Source organism: Kitasatospora sp. NPDC058444, assembly GCF_042721415.1.
Taxonomy (GTDB): domain Bacteria; phylum Actinomycetota; class Actinomycetes; order Streptomycetales; family Streptomycetaceae; genus Kitasatospora.
In genome coordinates this window covers 176,962-191,886 of record NZ_JBHXLL010000005.1, presented here as the reverse complement: position 1 = coordinate 191,886, position 14,925 = coordinate 176,962, and the positions used below count along the sequence as shown (strand labels likewise).

At 74.0% G+C, this 14,925-nt stretch carries 12 protein-coding genes; 5 read left to right on the top strand and 7 right to left on the bottom strand.

The annotated features are described in order from the left end of the window. The first annotated feature begins 74 nt into the window (after window positions 1-74). Together ACFWP2_RS08365 and ACFWP2_RS08360 are read left to right on the top strand one after the other, a co-directional pair. The gene (locus ACFWP2_RS08365; protein WP_380449473.1) at window positions 75-4,028 is read left to right on the top strand and encodes an amino acid adenylation domain-containing protein; all 3,954 of its coding nucleotides are present in this window, start codon (window positions 75-77) and stop codon (window positions 4,026-4,028) included. A gap of 112 nt (window positions 4,029-4,140) precedes the next feature. Beyond that, entirely contained in the window at window positions 4,141-4,380 is a 240-nt protein-coding gene (locus ACFWP2_RS08360; RefSeq protein ID WP_380449472.1) for a hypothetical protein, read from the top strand. Between the two features lie 114 nt (window positions 4,381-4,494). On the opposite strand, the gene ACFWP2_RS08355 is transcribed toward ACFWP2_RS08360, so the two are convergent. The 4 genes from ACFWP2_RS08355 to asnB form a co-directional block, all read right to left on the bottom strand. Further along, a complete protein-coding gene (locus tag ACFWP2_RS08355) occupies window positions 4,495-4,920 on the bottom strand; it encodes a hypothetical protein (RefSeq protein WP_380449471.1) in 426 nt (141 codons plus the stop codon). Window positions 4,921-4,997: 77 nt separating this feature from the next. Then, window positions 4,998-6,437, bottom strand: coding sequence for a pyridoxal phosphate-dependent decarboxylase family protein (locus ACFWP2_RS08350; protein ID WP_380449470.1), 1,440 nt, complete (start codon window positions 6,435-6,437; stop codon window positions 4,998-5,000). A 159-nt stretch (window positions 6,438-6,596) separates the two neighbouring features. Next, a complete protein-coding gene (locus ACFWP2_RS08345) occupies window positions 6,597-7,715 on the bottom strand; it encodes a hypothetical protein (protein ID WP_380449469.1) in 1,119 nt (372 codons plus the stop codon). Between the two features lie 310 nt (window positions 7,716-8,025). Next, window positions 8,026-9,876 carry an asparagine synthase (glutamine-hydrolyzing) gene (asnB, locus tag ACFWP2_RS08340; protein ID WP_380449468.1) on the bottom strand — a complete coding sequence of 617 codons (1,851 nt, stop codon included), beginning with the start codon at window positions 9,874-9,876 and terminating at the stop codon, window positions 8,026-8,028. Window positions 9,877-10,092: 216 nt separating this feature from the next. Here asnB and ACFWP2_RS08335 point away from each other — a divergent pair, with 216 nt between their 5' ends. Together ACFWP2_RS08335 and glmS are read left to right on the top strand one after the other, a co-directional pair. Beyond that, window positions 10,093-10,368 (top strand): hypothetical protein, encoded by a 276-nt coding sequence (locus ACFWP2_RS08335; protein WP_355254796.1) that lies wholly within the window; start codon window positions 10,093-10,095, stop codon window positions 10,366-10,368. A 45-nt stretch (window positions 10,369-10,413) separates the two neighbouring features. After that, window positions 10,414-12,240: a glutamine--fructose-6-phosphate transaminase (isomerizing) gene (gene glmS, locus ACFWP2_RS08330; protein WP_380449467.1), complete on the top strand. Its 1,827-nt coding sequence runs from the start codon at window positions 10,414-10,416 to the stop codon at window positions 12,238-12,240. 126 nt (window positions 12,241-12,366) lie between these two features. Here glmS and ACFWP2_RS08325 read toward each other — a convergent pair whose 3' ends face one another. The 3 genes from ACFWP2_RS08325 to ACFWP2_RS08315 all read right to left on the bottom strand — a co-directional run bounded on the left by ACFWP2_RS08325 (window position 12,367) and on the right by ACFWP2_RS08315 (window position 14,267). Next, complete coding sequence (locus tag ACFWP2_RS08325) at window positions 12,367-13,278, bottom strand: glutaminase (RefSeq protein WP_380449603.1); 912 nt, start codon at window positions 13,276-13,278, stop codon at window positions 12,367-12,369. Between the two features lie 156 nt (window positions 13,279-13,434). Further along, a complete protein-coding gene (locus ACFWP2_RS08320; RefSeq protein ID WP_380449466.1) occupies window positions 13,435-14,136 on the bottom strand; it encodes a DUF3152 domain-containing protein in 702 nt (233 codons plus the stop codon). After that, window positions 14,133-14,267 (bottom strand): hypothetical protein, encoded by a 135-nt coding sequence (locus ACFWP2_RS08315; RefSeq protein WP_380449465.1) that lies wholly within the window; start codon window positions 14,265-14,267, stop codon window positions 14,133-14,135. The genes ACFWP2_RS08320 and ACFWP2_RS08315 overlap by 4 nt, the downstream gene beginning before the upstream one ends. A 381-nt stretch (window positions 14,268-14,648) precedes the next feature. On the opposite strand from ACFWP2_RS08315, the gene ACFWP2_RS08310 reads away from it, so the two are divergent. Further along, window positions 14,649-14,864 (top strand): heavy-metal-associated domain-containing protein, encoded by a 216-nt coding sequence (locus ACFWP2_RS08310; RefSeq protein ID WP_359898470.1) that lies wholly within the window; start codon window positions 14,649-14,651, stop codon window positions 14,862-14,864. The last annotated feature ends 61 nt before the right edge of the window (window positions 14,865-14,925 follow it).

Genomic DNA, 14,925 nt, shown 5'->3' with positions numbered 1-14,925 from the left:
GTGGGTGGCGTTCCCGGCGCTCCTGGTGAGCAGGAGGCCGGGCCCCGTACGTCCACGCACCGAAGGCCGTTTCCATGCGCGACACCCCGTCAGTCCCTACCACCACCACTACCGGCACCGACACCGCCGCCGTCCCGCACGCCCGCCGCGCTCCGGTCGGCACCGCGCTCACCGGCCTGCTCGACGGGCAGGCGCACCTGCGGCCCGACGCGCCGGCCGTGCTCGGCGCCGAGGGCGGCCTCACCTTCCGGGAGCTGTCCGGGACCGCCCGCCGGCTGGCCGAGCGGCTGCGCCGCCTGGGCGCCGGCCCGGACGGCTGCGTCGGCCTGTACGTCGAGCCGTCCGTCGAGCTGGTCGCCGGCGCCTGGGGCGTGCTGTACGCCGGGGCCGGCTACCTCCCGCTGTCCCCCGAGTACCCCGAGGACCGGCTCCGCTACATGATCGAGGACAGCGGAACCCGGATCGTGCTCACCCAGGCGCACCTGCGCGAGCGGCTGGCCGCGCTGGCCCCGGCCGGAACGGCGGTCGTCACCTTCGAGGAGGCCCCGCCGGCGGAGGACGCGGCGGAGCGGGGCGCGGCGGAGCGGGAGGCCGTCGAGCCGGAGTCGCTGGCCTATGTGATCTACACCTCGGGCAGCACCGGCCGGCCCAAGGGCGTGATGATCGAGCACCGCTCGGTGGTCTCCCAGCTGCGCTGGATGCACTCCGAGGGCCACCTCGACCCCGAGGTCACCGTGCTGCAGAAGACGCCGATGAGCTTCGACGCCGCGCAGTGGGAGATCCTCGCCCCCGCCGTCGGCGCCCGGGTGGTGGCCGGCACGCCCGGCCTCTACCGCGACCCGGAGGCGCTGGTCGCCGCCGTCCGGCGGCACGAGGTGACGGCGCTGCAGTGCGTGCCCACCCTGCTCCGGGCACTGCTGGACACCGAGGGCTTCTCCGCGTGCACCGGCCTGACCAGGGTGTTCTCCGGCGGTGAGGCGCTCTCCCGGCGGCTCGCCCGCGATCTCGGCCGGGCCCTGCCGCGGGCCGCGCTGGTCAATCTGTACGGCCCGACCGAGTGCACCATCAACGCCACCTCGCACCTGGTCGACCCGGCCGACCCGGCCGACGGCGCCGGCTCGGTGCCGATCGGCCGGCCGGTCGCCGACACCCAGTGCTACGTCCTCGACGAGGAGCTGGTGCCGGTGGCCGCCGACGGCGTGGGCGAGCTGTACATCGGCGGCGTCCAGCTGGCCCGCGGCTACCTGAACCGGCCGGAGCTGACCGCGGAGCGGTTCGTCCGCTCCCCGTTCGCCCCCGGCGAGCGGCTGTACCGCACCGGCGACCTCGTGCGGTGGAACCCGGACGGCACCCTCCAGTTCGCCGGCCGGGTGGACAACCAGGTCAAGCTGCGCGGGTACCGGGTCGAGCTGGACGAGATCGCCCGCGCGATCGAGGAGCACACCTGGGTCCGCCGCTCGGCCGCGGTCGTCACCGGGGACGGCCGTACCGGGCACCAGAACCTGGTCGCCTGCGTCGAGCTCAACCCGCGCGAGGCCGCCCTGATGGACCAGGGCGACCACGGCGGCCACCACCAGTCCAAGGCGAGCAAGCTCCAGGTCAAGGCCCAGCTGTCCGACCCGGGCCTGCGCGACCGGGCCGCGCTTGCGGGCCGCGAGCGGGTCGAGCTGCCCGGACGGAAGGAGACCGAGACCCAGCGCCGGGCGGTCTTCGCCCGCAAGACCTACCGGTTCTACGACGGCGGCGCGGTCACCCGGGACGACCTCACCGCGCTGCTCGCCCCGCGCCCGGCCGCCGCCTCCGGTCGTGACCTGGAGCTGCTGGGCCTGCCCGAACTCGGCTGTGTCCTGCGGTGGTTCGGCCAGTTCCACAGCGAGGAGCGGCTGCTGCCGAAGTACGCCTACGCCTCGCCCGGCGCGCTGTACGCGACCCAGCTGTACCTGGAGACCGGCGGCCTGGACGGGCTCGCGGCCGGGCTGTACTACTACCACCCGGTCGAGCACGTCCTGGTCCGGATCGGGCCGGCCGAGGCCGCGGCGGGCCCTGCGGGCGGCCCCGCGGGCGGCGCCTGGCTGACGCTGCACTTCTCCGGGAAGCACGGCGCCATCGAGCCGGTCTACCGGAACAACATCCGGGAGGTGCTGGAGTTCGAGACCGGCCACATGCTGGGCGTCCTGGAGGAGGTGCTGCCCGAGTACGGGCTGGACGTGCGTCCGCTCGGCCTCGACCCTGCGGTCAAGGACCGGCTGGACGTCGCCGAGGAGGACCACTACCTGGGCGGTTTCGCGGTCGTCCGGGCCGGCGGCCCGGCCACGGCCGAGCGCACCGAGCTGTACGTCCAGGCCCACGAGGGCCGGGTGGACGGCCTGCCGGGCGGCCTCTACCGGTACGCCGACGGCGAGTTGACCCACGTCTCGGACGAGGTGGTGGAGCCCCGGCACGTGATCGCGATCAACCAGGCGGTCTACGCCCGGGCCGCGTTCGGCATCACGGCCGTCGGCCGCGCCGAGCGGGAGTGGCTGGAGTACGTCGAGCTCGGCACGGTGCTGCACCGCCTCCAGCGCAACGGCCTGGCGCTGGGCTTCATGTCCTCCGGCTACAGCTCCAAGTCGGGCCGTCCGCTGCCCGCTTCGCGGCGCATCGACGAGATCCTGGCCGGCCGCGGCATCACCCCCGGCCCGTCGTACTTCTTCCTCGGAGGGAAGGTGAGCGAGGAGCAGATCCGCAGTGAGGGCATGCGCGAGGACACCGTCCACATGAAGGGCCCGGCCGAGATCATCAAGGACGAACTGGCCACCCTGCTGCCCGACTACATGCTGCCCAACCGGGTGCTGGTGCTGGACGCCCTGCCGCTCACCGCGAACGGCAAGGTGGACCTCAAGGCGCTGGCCGCCTCCGAGGCCGTCAGCACGGCCGACGTGCGGGGCGAGTACGTGGCCCCGGCCACCGGGTGCGAGCGGTGGCTGGCCGAGGCCTGGGGGCGGGCGCTGGCGTACGAGGAGGTGTCGGTGACGGACGAGTTCTTCGCCGTCGGCGGGAACTCGCTGATCGCCGTCGCCCTGGTCAACCGGATCAACCGGGAGTTCGGCACCGCCCTGCCGCTCCAGGTGCTCTTCGAGTGCCCCCGGCTGGGCGAGCTCGCCGCGCGCATCGAGCGGGCCCGCGGTGCGGACGGCGGGCGCGCCGAGGCCGCCACGGCCTCGCGGCTGATACCCCTGCACCCGGGGGAGGCCGGCCGGGCGGTGTTCTGCTGGCCCGGACTGGGCGGCTATCCGATGAACCTGCGGCCGCTCGGCCGGGAGGCGAGCGGGGGCCGGGCCTTCTACGGGATCCAGGCGTACGGCATCAACCCGGGCGAGACGCCGTACCCGACCATCCGGGAGATGGCCGCCGCCGACGTCGCCGAGCTGCGCCGGGTGCAGCCGCGGGGGCCGTACACGCTGTGGGGCTTCTCCTTCGGCGCCCGGGTCGCCTTCGAGGCGGCCTGGCAGCTGGAGCAGGCCGGGCAGCGGGTGGAGCGGCTGCTGCTGATCTGCCCGGGCAACCCGAAGGTGCGCCAGGCCGACGGCCGGCGGTGGGGCCGCGAGGCCTCGTACGCCAACCCGGCGTACCTGACCATCCTGTTCGGGGTGTTCGCCGGTCGGATCAGCGGCCCGGACCTGGAGCGCTGCCTGGCCGACACGGTGGACGAGCCCACCTTCGTGGCCTCTGTGCACCGGATGCTGCCGGAACTGGACGAGGAGCTGATCCGGCGGATCACCGGCATCGTCGGTGAGACGTACGAGTTCGAGTACAGCTTCCGCGAGCTCGCCGAGCGGCGGCTGGACGCGCCGGTGACCCTCTTCAGGGCCGCGGGCGACGACTACTCCTTCATCGAGGGCAGCACCGGCTACTCGGCCGCCCCGCCCACCGTGGTCGACCTGGCCGGCGACCACTACGGGGTGCTGCGGGAGCACGGGGTGGCCGAGCTGGCCGCCGCGATCCGGGAGGTGGAACGGACGGTCCCCGGGGAGCTCCCGGACCGCTGATCGGATGATGTGGGCGCTCACGAACGGCCCAGGATCCGTGAGCGGGGGAGCCCCTTCGGATAGGGATGGCTCGGCTTTCCGCCGATCCCGACCCGATCCGAAGGGGTTCCCCGTGTTCCAGAAGTCCGTCCGGGCCGCCGCGTGCGGCGCGCTGCTCCTCGTCGCCCCGCTCGCCCTCGCCCAGCCGGCCGCGGCCGTCGCCTCCTCCACCGTCAACTCCTCCGGCAACCAGGGGCCCAAGACCCAGGAGGAGGCCGCCGCCTGCAAGTCCGTCACCAGCGCCCTGCTCGGCGGCTTCGGCGCGATGCTCGGCAAGGCCGTCTGCGTCGTGAAGCCCGCCGACCAGGGCTGAGCGACCACCCCCCTTCGCCGGTGCGTGCCCCGGGCCCGCACCGGCGAAGTGCTGGGGTGCGTCTCGACGGGCGTCGGCCGGACGGCGTGCGGGGGCCGCGGGAGGTGCCGCCGGTCAGGCGATCCGGGTCGGGGCGTCCTGGAGGGTGTGGCCGGTGGCGGTGAGGAGGGTGGTGAGGGCGGTGGGGGTGAGGGTGTGGGGGGTGCGGAGGAAGAGTTCGTCGGCGGTGGGGTGGGCGTGGAGGGAGAGCAGGGTGATCCGGTGGTCGGCGAGGGTGGTGGGGGTGTGGGCGAGGGTGGTGGTGCGGACGCGCCAGAGCGTGGTCGGCGGCGGGGCGTGGGGTGACCACCAGGTGTGCAGGAGGACGCCGGTGAGCAGGGCGAGGGCGGAGCCGGCGAGGACGACCGGGCCGTCGGGGCCGTGCAGGACGACCTTCGCGATCAGGTCGGCGGCGGTGACGGACAGGAAGGCGGCGGCGAGTTCGACGGTGTCGCGGCGCCAGCGGCGGGCACGGCGGAACGAGGGCTTCGAATGCTCCATGGCGTCCACCGTGCCCGACCGGTGTTTCCCGCTCACGGCCCGGTCGTGACCTGCCGGTTAAGATCCGTCACGGCGTGTTACGCGAGCAGGTCGCGGGCCGCGGCCCTGACCTCGGAGAGCAGGAGGCGGAGGTCGGCCTCCGTCGTGGTGGCGTTGAGGAGGCAGGCGCGCAGCATCTCGGCGGTGCCGAGGCGGGCGCCGGTGACGAAGACCCGGCCGCGCCGCTGGACGGCGACGGGGAGCTCGCGGTTGAGGGCGTCGCGGGCGGCCCCGTCCAGGCCGGGGGCGCGGTGGCGGAACGCCACGATCGAGGTCTGCACCTTGGCGAGCAGCTCCAACTCCTCGTCGGCCTCGACGAGTTCGCCGAGCCGTCGGGCCAGCGCGGTGCACCGGGCGATGTCCCGGGCGAGGCCGGCGCGGCCCTTGTGGGCGATGGTGGCCCAGACCTTGAGGGCCCGGAACGGGCGGGTCTGCTCGGTGCCGTACTCGGAGAACCAGCCGAGCGCGCCGGCCGCCTCGTCGCGCAGGTAGGACGGAACGAGGCTGAAGGTGCCGCGCAGCTCCTCGGCGTCGCGGACCAGCGCGCAGCCGCAGTCGACCGGGACGCCGAGCCACTTGTGCGGGTCGAGGGCGAGCGAGTCGGCCCGCTCCAGGCCGGCGTAGCGGTGGGCGATGGCCGGGTCGAGCCGGCCGAGGGCGCCGTACGCGCCGTCGACGTGCAGCCAGAGGCCCTGCTCCTCGCAGAGGTCGGCGATCGGGCCGAACTCGTCCACCGCGCCGGTGCCGACGGTGCCCGCCGAGGCGACCACCAGGAAGGGCAGCAGGCCGGCCGCGCGGTCGCGCTCGACGGCCGCCCGCAGGTCGGCGGTGTCCAGCCGGCCGTCGGGGCCGGTGGCCACGGTGCGCAGCTGCCGGCTGCCGAGGCCGAGGAGTTCGGCGGCCTTGCGGACGCAGGAGTGGGTCTCGCCGGTGACGTAGCCGACCAGCGGCGGCAGGCCCGCCAGGCCCTCCTCGCGGACGTCCCGGCCGGCCCGCCGGGCGGCGCGGTCGCGGGCGGCGGCGAGGCAGACGATCGTCGCCATCGAGGTGCCCGAGGTGAGCAGGCCGCCGCCGGCCGGGTGCGGGAAGCCGACCAGCTCGGCCGTCCAGCGGACCACGGCGCGCTCCAGGTGGACGTCGGCGTGGTCGCCGCCGGCCGAGCTGGGGTTCATCGCGGAGGCGGCGAGGGTGGCGAGCACCCCGGCGGGGGCGGGGGCGGAGTTGACCCAGCCGAAGAAGCGCGGGTTGCCGTTGCCCATCGGGTACGGCAGGACGTCCTGCCCGATGGCGGCGATCAGCTCGTCGAGCGGGCGGCCCTCGGCGGGCAGCGGGGCGTCGAGCAGGGCCCGGCGGGCGGTCTCGTCCATGGGCTGCCAGACCGGGCGCCCGGGCAGTTCGGCGAGGTAGTCGGAGACCAGGTCGGCGGTGGCGTGGGCGGCACGGCGGAAGTCGGTGCCGGGGAGGTCCTCGGTGGTCATGGCGTGCTCCAGGGAGGCCGGGAGGGGCTGGGGCGAGGCGCGGCGTCCTTGGCGCACCCTGATCAGGCGATGATCGGGCGATCCTACGCAAAGGGCCCGCGCCGTGCGGCGCGGGCCCTCGTGCTGAGACCGGGGGGTGCCGGTCCGGGAGACGGGCGCTCAGTCCAGCGAGGCGGACAGGCCGCTCGCCGAGCGGCAGTAGCCCTGCATCTCCTTGTTGGTGATCTTGGCGCAGAGCCGTCCGGCGGCGCCGCCGTCGGTGTAGTTGACCGTGTAGTAGCTCACCAGGCCCTCGGCACAGGCCTTGCGCTGCCAGCCGTCGGCGGCGGTGGCGCACTGCTCGGCCGCCCAGTCCTCGCGGTCCAGGTTGTACTTCATGGTGCGCGAGCCGACGCCGCGGCTGCAGTCCACCGCCCCGCCGCCGGCCTTGCCGTTGAGGCACCACTTGAGGGCCTCGGCGTAGACCTCCGGGTGGTTCGGGTAGTCGTGCGAGGACAGGTAGAAGGTCGGGGCGTAGAAGAAGCAGGCGGACTGGAACAGTGCCGGCTGGTCCTTGCACGGGTAGAGCGGGTCCTGGGCCAGCTTGTCGGCGGGCAGGTTGGCCTTGGCCTGCTCGTCCTCCTCGTCCGGGCCGAAGAGCTGCATGAACAGGCCCTCGGAACAGCGGATCCTGTTCTGGTCGGAGGGGAACTTGTTGCACAGGTCGCGGGCCTTGGCGACGTCCTGCTTGACCACGAACATCGTGCCGTGGCCGACGCCGTGGATGCAGGGGCCGCTGTTCTTGGGCGCGCAGAGCTTGAGCAGGTCCGTCTCGGGCTGGGCGGAGGCGTTGAGCATCTCCTCGACCGCGCCGTGCAGGTAGCCGGCCGCGCAGGTCTCGTGCGGGAAGGAGATGACCTTCTGGAAGTCGGCGTTGAAGCGCTTGACCGCCGCGTGGCCGAGCTCGTGCGCGATCGGGTGGCAGAAGCGCACGGTGTACGGCTTCTCCTTGGTGATCTTGTCGAGGTCGGCCAGGGCGATGCCGGGGTCGGTGGCGTCCATCTCGGCCATCAGCTTGTTGCGCAGCGTGGAGCGGGTCCACACCGCCGGGTCGCCGGTCGGGGTGGCGCTCGCGGGGCCGGCCGAGGCCGGCCGGGCCCCGGTGGCGGGGGCCCCGGAGGTGACGGCGGCGGGGGCCGTGCCGGCCGCCGCGGGCGACCAGTCGGTGACGGCCACCGACCCCAGGCCCAGGACGCCCAGGAGCAGGGCGGTGAGAATCGCGAAGACTCGCGGCTGCATGACGGGATCCCCCGGCGGATCGAGGTGAACGTTTCGCTCCCATCCTGACGGCAGATGAGCGGGTAATCCGCGTATTCGTCCGCCATTCGGGAGGTGTCGGCGACGCTACCGCACGGTGGGACCTCCGGAACGGGCGGGATGGCTCCTCCACAATCACCCGAACGGAGTATGGGGGCGCGGACGTCGGCCACTGCGCCGTCCGGGTGGTGGCGCCTGCTCCCGAGCGCCCGGCGCGCCGCCGTTCCGGGGCTCCTGCCGTTCTCCGGCTCCCGGAGCTCCAGGGCTTCCGGTGTTCCAGGGATCCGACCGTTCACAGCTCCAGCGTCACCTGGTAGTCCGTCAGCCAGGCGTCGAAGTCCAGTGCGAGGTCGACGGCCAGCCGGACGGACTGCGGGTCGGTGTCCGGGGCGAGCGCGTCGGCGAGGCGCCGCCGGTCGAGCAGGCCCAGGGCCGGGGAGGTGCCCTCGGCGGCGAGCCGGGCGAGTTCGGCGCGCAGCTTCGCCGGGTAGTGCGGGTCGGTGGTGACCGGGTACGGGCTCTTCGGCCGCTCGGCGACCGCGGCCGGCAGCACGTCCCGGACGGCGGCGCGCAGCAGGCTCTTCTCCCGTCCGTCGAAGGACTTCATCGCCCACGGGGCGTTGAAGACGTACTGGACCAGCCGGTGGTCGCAGAACGGCACCCGTACCTCCAGGCCGTTGGCCATGCTCATCCGGTCCTTGCGGTCGAGCAGGATGCAGACGAAGCGGGTCAGGTTGAGGTACGAGATCTCGCGCATCCGGCGTTCGAGCGGATCCGCCGTCGGCAGGTGCGGGACCTCGGCGATCGCCTCGCGGTAGCGGGCCCTGCGGTAGCCGTCCAGGTCGAGCTTGCGGAGCAGGTCGGCGTCCAGGAGGTGCTCGCGCGGGGTGGCTCCGCCGCCGGCGATGCCGGTGAGGCCGAGCGCCCACGGGAAGTCCTCGACGGCGATGGTCTTCGGGTCGTGGAACCAGCGGTAGCCGCCGAAGAGCTCGTCCGCGGACTCACCGGACAGCGCGACGGTGGAATGGCGGCGCACGCCCCGGAAGAGCAGCAGCAGCGAGGTGTCCATGTCGCCCACGCCGTTGGGCAGGTCGCGGGCGCGCAGCACGACGGAGCGCCGGGACGGGTCGGTGAGGTCGGCGGCGTCCAGCTCGACGACGCTGTGGTCGGCGCCGACGTGCCCGGCGAGCAGCCGGGCGAACGGGCCGTCCTGGGTCTGCCGGACGTCGTTGGCGTGGAAGGTCTCGCTCTGCCCCGCGAAGCCGACGGAGAAGGAGCGCACCGGGCCGGCCCCGGCGGCGCCCAGGGTCCGGGCGGCGAGGGCGGTGACGGCGCTGGAGTCCAGTCCGCCGGAGAGCAGCGAGCAGAGCGGGACGTCCGCCTCCAGCTGGCGGTGCACGATGTCGTCCAGCAGGGCCCGGACGGTGGCGACGGTGGCCTCCAGGCTGTCGCGGTGCTCGCGTGCCTCCAGCGCCCAGTAGCGGCGGGCCGACAGGCCCTCGCGGCGCACCCGGAGGACGTGCCCGGGCCGGACCTCGTGGATGTCCCGGTACGGGGTGAGGCCGGGGGTGCGGGTGTAGCCGAGCAGTTCGCGCAGCCCGTCCAGGTCCACCACCGGGTGGACGGCGGGGTGGGCGAGCAGGGCCTTGACCTCGGAGCCGAAGACCACGCCGTCCGGGGTGCGGTGGTAGTACAGCGGCTTGACGCCCATCCGGTCGCGGACCAGCAGCAGCTCCTCGCGCCGGACGTCCCAGACCGCGAAGGCGAACATGCCGTTGAGCCGCTCGGCCAGGTGCTCGCCCCACTCCAGGTAGGCGCGCAGCACCACCTCGGTGTCGCTGCGGGTGCGGAAGCGGTGCCCGGCCGCCTCCAGTTCCGCGCGCAGCTCGCGGTGGTTGTAGACCTCGCCGCTGTAGGTGAGCACGGCCAGCGTCCGGCCGTCGTGCTCGGCCGTCATCGGCTGGACGCCGCCGGCGATGTCGATCACCGCGAGCCGGCGGTGGCCGAGCGCGGCGTGCGGCTCCAGGTGGACGCCGCCGGCGTCCGGGCCGCGGCGGGCCTGGGTGGCCGTCATCGCGTCCAGGACACCCCGTTCGGCGGTGAGGTCGCGCTCGAACGCGACCCATCCGGTGATCCCGCACATCAGCAAGCCTCCGGTCTTCCGCTTCGTGTTCAGGGGGTCACGCTACGTGCGGAGTTGGTGCCGCTTCAAGGGGCTTTCGCGAACGGGGGTGATCGGGCGGCCGCCCGGCGGTCGCATGCGCAAGAGGAGTGGAGTTGGTCTGATTGTCGTAATGTCTGCCCGATTTCGGGCAGAAACTTTGGCTTCGGCGGTCCGGCCGACCTAGGCTCCTCACTCGTGCCGAGCTCACCCCACCCTCACGAAGACCTCCTCGCCCACCTCACCCGGACCAGCCCGCTCGGGCCCCGGGAGGCGGCGCGGGTCGTGGCGGAGGTGCTGGCGTACTTCTCCGAGAGCACCGAGGAGTACGTGCGCCGCCGCCACACCGAGCTCCAGGCACGCGGTCTGACCAACGAGCGGATCTTCGCCCGGCTCGCCGAGGAGCTCCCGCAGCGCCGGGTCTCGGCGCCGGAGCTCTCGGCCCGCCAGCTGCGGCGGATCGTCTACGGCTGAGCCGTCGTTCCCGACCTTCCGAAGACTTCGAAGAGGAGACCACGCATGTGCGGAATCGTGGCCTACATCGGCCCCAAGGACGCGACCCCCTTCCTGCTGGAGGGGCTGGCGCGGCTGGAGTACCGCGGCTACGACTCGGCCGGCGTCGCCGTCACCGGACGCAGCGGCGGCATCAAGCTCCGCAAGGTGAAGGGGCGGGTCGCCGACCTGGCCGCCGCCGTGCCGGCCCGGTTCAAGGGCACCACCGGCATCGGCCACACCCGCTGGGCCACCCACGGCGTCCCCAGCGACGCCAACGCGCACCCGCACCTCGACAACGCCGAGCGGATCGCCGTCGTCCACAACGGCATCATCGAGAACGCCGACGAGCTGCGCGCCAAGCTCACCGCCGACGGCGCGGTGTTCCGCTCCGAGACCGACACCGAGGTGCTCGCCCACCTGATCGCCGCGAACGTCACCGAGGGCGTCGAGCTGGAGGACGCGGTCCGGGCCGCGCTCGGCCGGGTGGTCGGCACCTACGGCATCGCGGTGCTCGACGCCGAGCGGCCGGACCGGATCGTGGTCGCCCGCAACGGCAGCCCGATCGTGCTGGGCATCGGCGAGAAGGAGATGTTCGCCGCCTCGGACGTCTCCGCGCTGGTCCGCTACACCCGCCAGGTCGTCCACCTGGAGGACGGCGAGCTGGCCACCGTCCGGGCCGACGGCTTCCGCACCTTCACCGCGGACGCCCGCACCACGCACCGCCAGCCGTCCACCGTGGACTGGGAGGTCGACTCCTACGACACCGGCGGCTTCGAGCACTTCCTGCTCAAGGAGATCCACGAGCAGCCCGGCTCGGTCGAGCGCACCCTGAGCGGCCGGCTCGACGAGCGCTTCGCCACCGCGCACCTCGGCGGCCTCAACCTGGACGCCCGGGAGCTGCGCGAGATCCGCCGGGTGAAGATCCTCGGCTGCGGATCGGCCTACTACGCGGGCGAGATGGGCGCGCAGCTGATCGAGGAGCTGGCCCGCATCCCCGCGCACAGCGAGCCGGCCTCGGAGTTCCGCTACCGCAACCCGGTGATCGAGGCGGACACCCTGTACGTGGCGGTCAGCCAGTCCGGCGAGACCTACGACACGCTGGCCGCCGTCCAGGAGGTCAAGCGCAAGGGCGGCCGGGTGCTCGGCGTCGTCAACACCGTGGGCAGTGCTATCGCCCGAGAGTGTGACGGCGGCATCTACCTGCACGCCGGTCCGGAGGTCTCCGTCGCCTCCACCAAGGCGTTCACCTCCACCGTGGTCGCCTTCGCGCTGCTCGCCCTGCACTTCGGGCGCATCCACGACCTGTCGCCCGCCGACGGGCGCCGGATCGTTTCGGCGCTCCAGGCGCTGCCCGACCAGATCCGCGAGGTGCTGGAGCAGAGCGAGGCCATCGCCGAACTCGCCGCCGAGTACGCCGACTCGACCGGCATGATGTTCATCGGCCGGGTGCGCGGATACCCGGCGGCCCGCGAGGGCGCGCAGAAGCTCAAGGAGATCTCCTACGTGCACGCCGAGGCCTACCCGGCGAGCGAGCTCAAGCACGGCCCGCTGGCGCTGATCAGCCCCGAACTGCCCACCGTGGCGCTGGTTCCGGACGACGAGCTGCTGGACAAGAACCTGACCACGCTCGGCGAGATCAAGGCCCGCTCCGGGCGGGTCATCGCCGTCGCCCACCGGCGGCCGGAGGAGAAGCTCGCGGACCACTGCATCCTGGTGCCCAAGAGCGAGCCCGAGCTGGACCCGCTGCTGCTCAACATCCCGCTCCAGCTGCTGGCCTACCACGCCGCCGTCGCCCTCGGCCGCGACGTGGACAAGCCGCGCAACCTGGCGAAGAGCGTGACGGTGGAGTAGGCCCTTCGGGGAGGGCGCCCCCGGGGTGGGGCGCTCGCATCGGACCCGCGGGTCCCGGTCGCTGTGCGGACGGCCGGGGCCCGCGTTCCCGCTCTCGCCGGGGGCCGGGGGCCGGGGGCTTCGAGGTCAGAACACCGAGCACCCGGAGAGGGTGGTCAGGGTGTCCAGGGCGGCGACCGCGGCCACGGAGTTGCCCGCCTGGTCCAGGCGCGGGCCCCAGGCGCAGACGGCGGCGCGGCCGGGGAGTATCGCGAGGATGCCGCCGCCGACGCCGCTCTTGCCGGGCAGCCCCACCCGGAAGGCGAACTCGCCGGCGGCGTCGTAGGTGCCGCAGGTGAGCAGGACGGCGTTGATCCGCTTGGCCTCGCTGCGGGTCATCAGCCGGGTGCCGTCGGCGCGCACGCCGTAGCGGGCGAGGAAGGAACCGGCCAGCACCAGGTCGCGGCAGCTGGTGGCCACGGCGCAGTGGGCGTAGTAGTGCTCCAGCACGGTTTCGACCGGGTTCCGCAGGTTGCCGTGGCTCGCGATGAAGTGGGCCAGCGCGGCGTTGCGGTGGCCGTGTTCGGCCTCCGAGGCGGCGACCACCGGGTCGGTGTCGAGCAGCGGGTTGCCGGACTCGCGGCGCAGGAACTCCCGTACCGCGCCCGAGGCGTCGCCGGTCATGGTGTGGAGCCGGTCGGTGACCACCAGGGCGCCCGCGTTGATGAACGGGTTGCGCGGGATGCCGTGCTCGGTCTCCAGCTGCACCAGGGAGTTGAAGGGGTTGCCGGACGGCTCGCGGCCGACGCCCTGCCAGAGCGTGTCGCCGCCGTAGGCCACCGCGAGGGCGAGCGAGAACAGCTTCGAGACGCTCTGGACGGAGAACGGCCGCTCCCACTCCCCGACGCCGTGCAGCTCCCCGTCGACGGTGGCGACGGCCATGCCGAAGGCCTCCGGGTCGGCGGTGGCGAGGGCCGGGATGTAGTCGGCGACCCGGCCCCGGCCCGCGGTCGCCCGGGCGGCGGCCTCGGAGGCCTCCAGCAGCACCGGCCAGTCCAGGATCTCCCCGCCGGGCACACCGTTCAACGCTTCTCCTCCACCGGCACCGACTGCGGACACGACCGGGACCGGGCGCGCGGTGCGGGTGCGTCCGGTCCGACCAGGATTATCCGTGTTTCGGGAGGCGGCCCGGTACGGGGGGTGGGCGCCGGCGGGTCAGGGCGCGCCGGTGGGGGCCTGGACGGGCGGGCCGGTGAGCAGGGTGCCGGTGTCCGAGTACGGCCGGCCGTTGGGGACGCAGCCGTGCAGCCCCTTGATCTGCTGCATCATCACCGGCGCCGGGGCGCCCGGGCCGGGGCAGTCGACGTGGCCGTGGCCGAGGATGTGGCCGACCTCGTGGTTGACGGCGAGCGCGTGGTACAGCTCGGGCCTGCCCTGGTAGAACTCGGACAGCTCGGTCCACCGCTTGAGGTTGACCACCACCTGGTGGGTGACGCCGCAGTTCACCCAGCCGCCGGTGTCCAGCCCGTACTGGCCGCAGATCCGGTCGGTGGACCTCGGGGTGGCCAGGTAGACGGTGAAGTCCACCGGATCCGCGGACACCCGCTGGAACGAGACCGTGCCGTCGGCCGCCCAACCCTGCCGGACGTCGCCGAGGACCGCGTCCACCTCGGCGGCGAACTGCGCCGGGCTCTCCGCGATCCCGTCCTCCACCCGCACCTTGTAGCGGTACAACCGCTCGCCGGCGCCGAAGCGGGCGGAGCCGCCGGGCGCGGTGGTGAACGCCAGCCGGTCCTCGCCCCCGCCGCCGTTCCAGGGCTGCCAGCAGAGCAGCCCGGCGGTCAGCGCGGCGACCGGCGCGAGGACGAGAGCGCCGTGCCGGGGCTTCCGGCGGCGGAGCCGCGCGAGCGCCCTCAACGGCCCGCTCCCGTCGCGTCCGGGGGGCCGGACGTGCCGCGCCTCGGGGCGACGCGGGCCTCGGCGGGGCGGGCCTGGGTGAGGCGGGCGGTGGTGGCCGGGCGGGCGTGGACCGGGGCCGGGGTGGACATGGCGGAAGCGCTCCAGGACGGGATCGGCGCGCCGGGCGGCCGATCGGCGGCCGGGCCGCGCCGCCGCCCGGTCGGGCGAAAGGGGTTGTACCTGGAGGAACGGGGCGTGGCTCGGCGGCGGTTCAGGACGTGGCGGGTGCCACGCCACGGGCTCTGTCGGACGGGAGGCCCGGACGGTTCCCGGAAACGCTCGATGGTGTCACCCGGGCGGCGTGTCCCTGGGCGGCGCCTTCGGAATCGGGTGTCGTAGGGCGGGTCGATCCGTCGGAGCCGATCCGTCGGAGCCGACCCGTCGGGTTCGATCCGCCCGGATCGATCCGGCCGGGTTCGATCCGTCCGGGTCGAGCCCGTCCCGTCCGGAACGCCATCGGAGGCGCCGTCATGTCCACCACCGCCGTATTCGCCGTCGACGGCATGAGCTGCGGCCACTGCGAGAAGACGGTCAGCGCCGGGCTCGCCGTCCTGCCGGGCGTCACCGACGTCAGTGCCGACGCGCCGAGCGGCCGGGTCACCGTGGCCTCCGCGCAGCCGCTGGACGAGGCCCTGGTCCGTGGCGTGGTCGACGGGGCCGGGTTCACCTTCGTCGGGCGGGCCTGAGGGCGACGGCGGGGCCCGTCGGGTGTGTCGCCGACGGGCCCCCGCACCGGCGGTGCCGTGG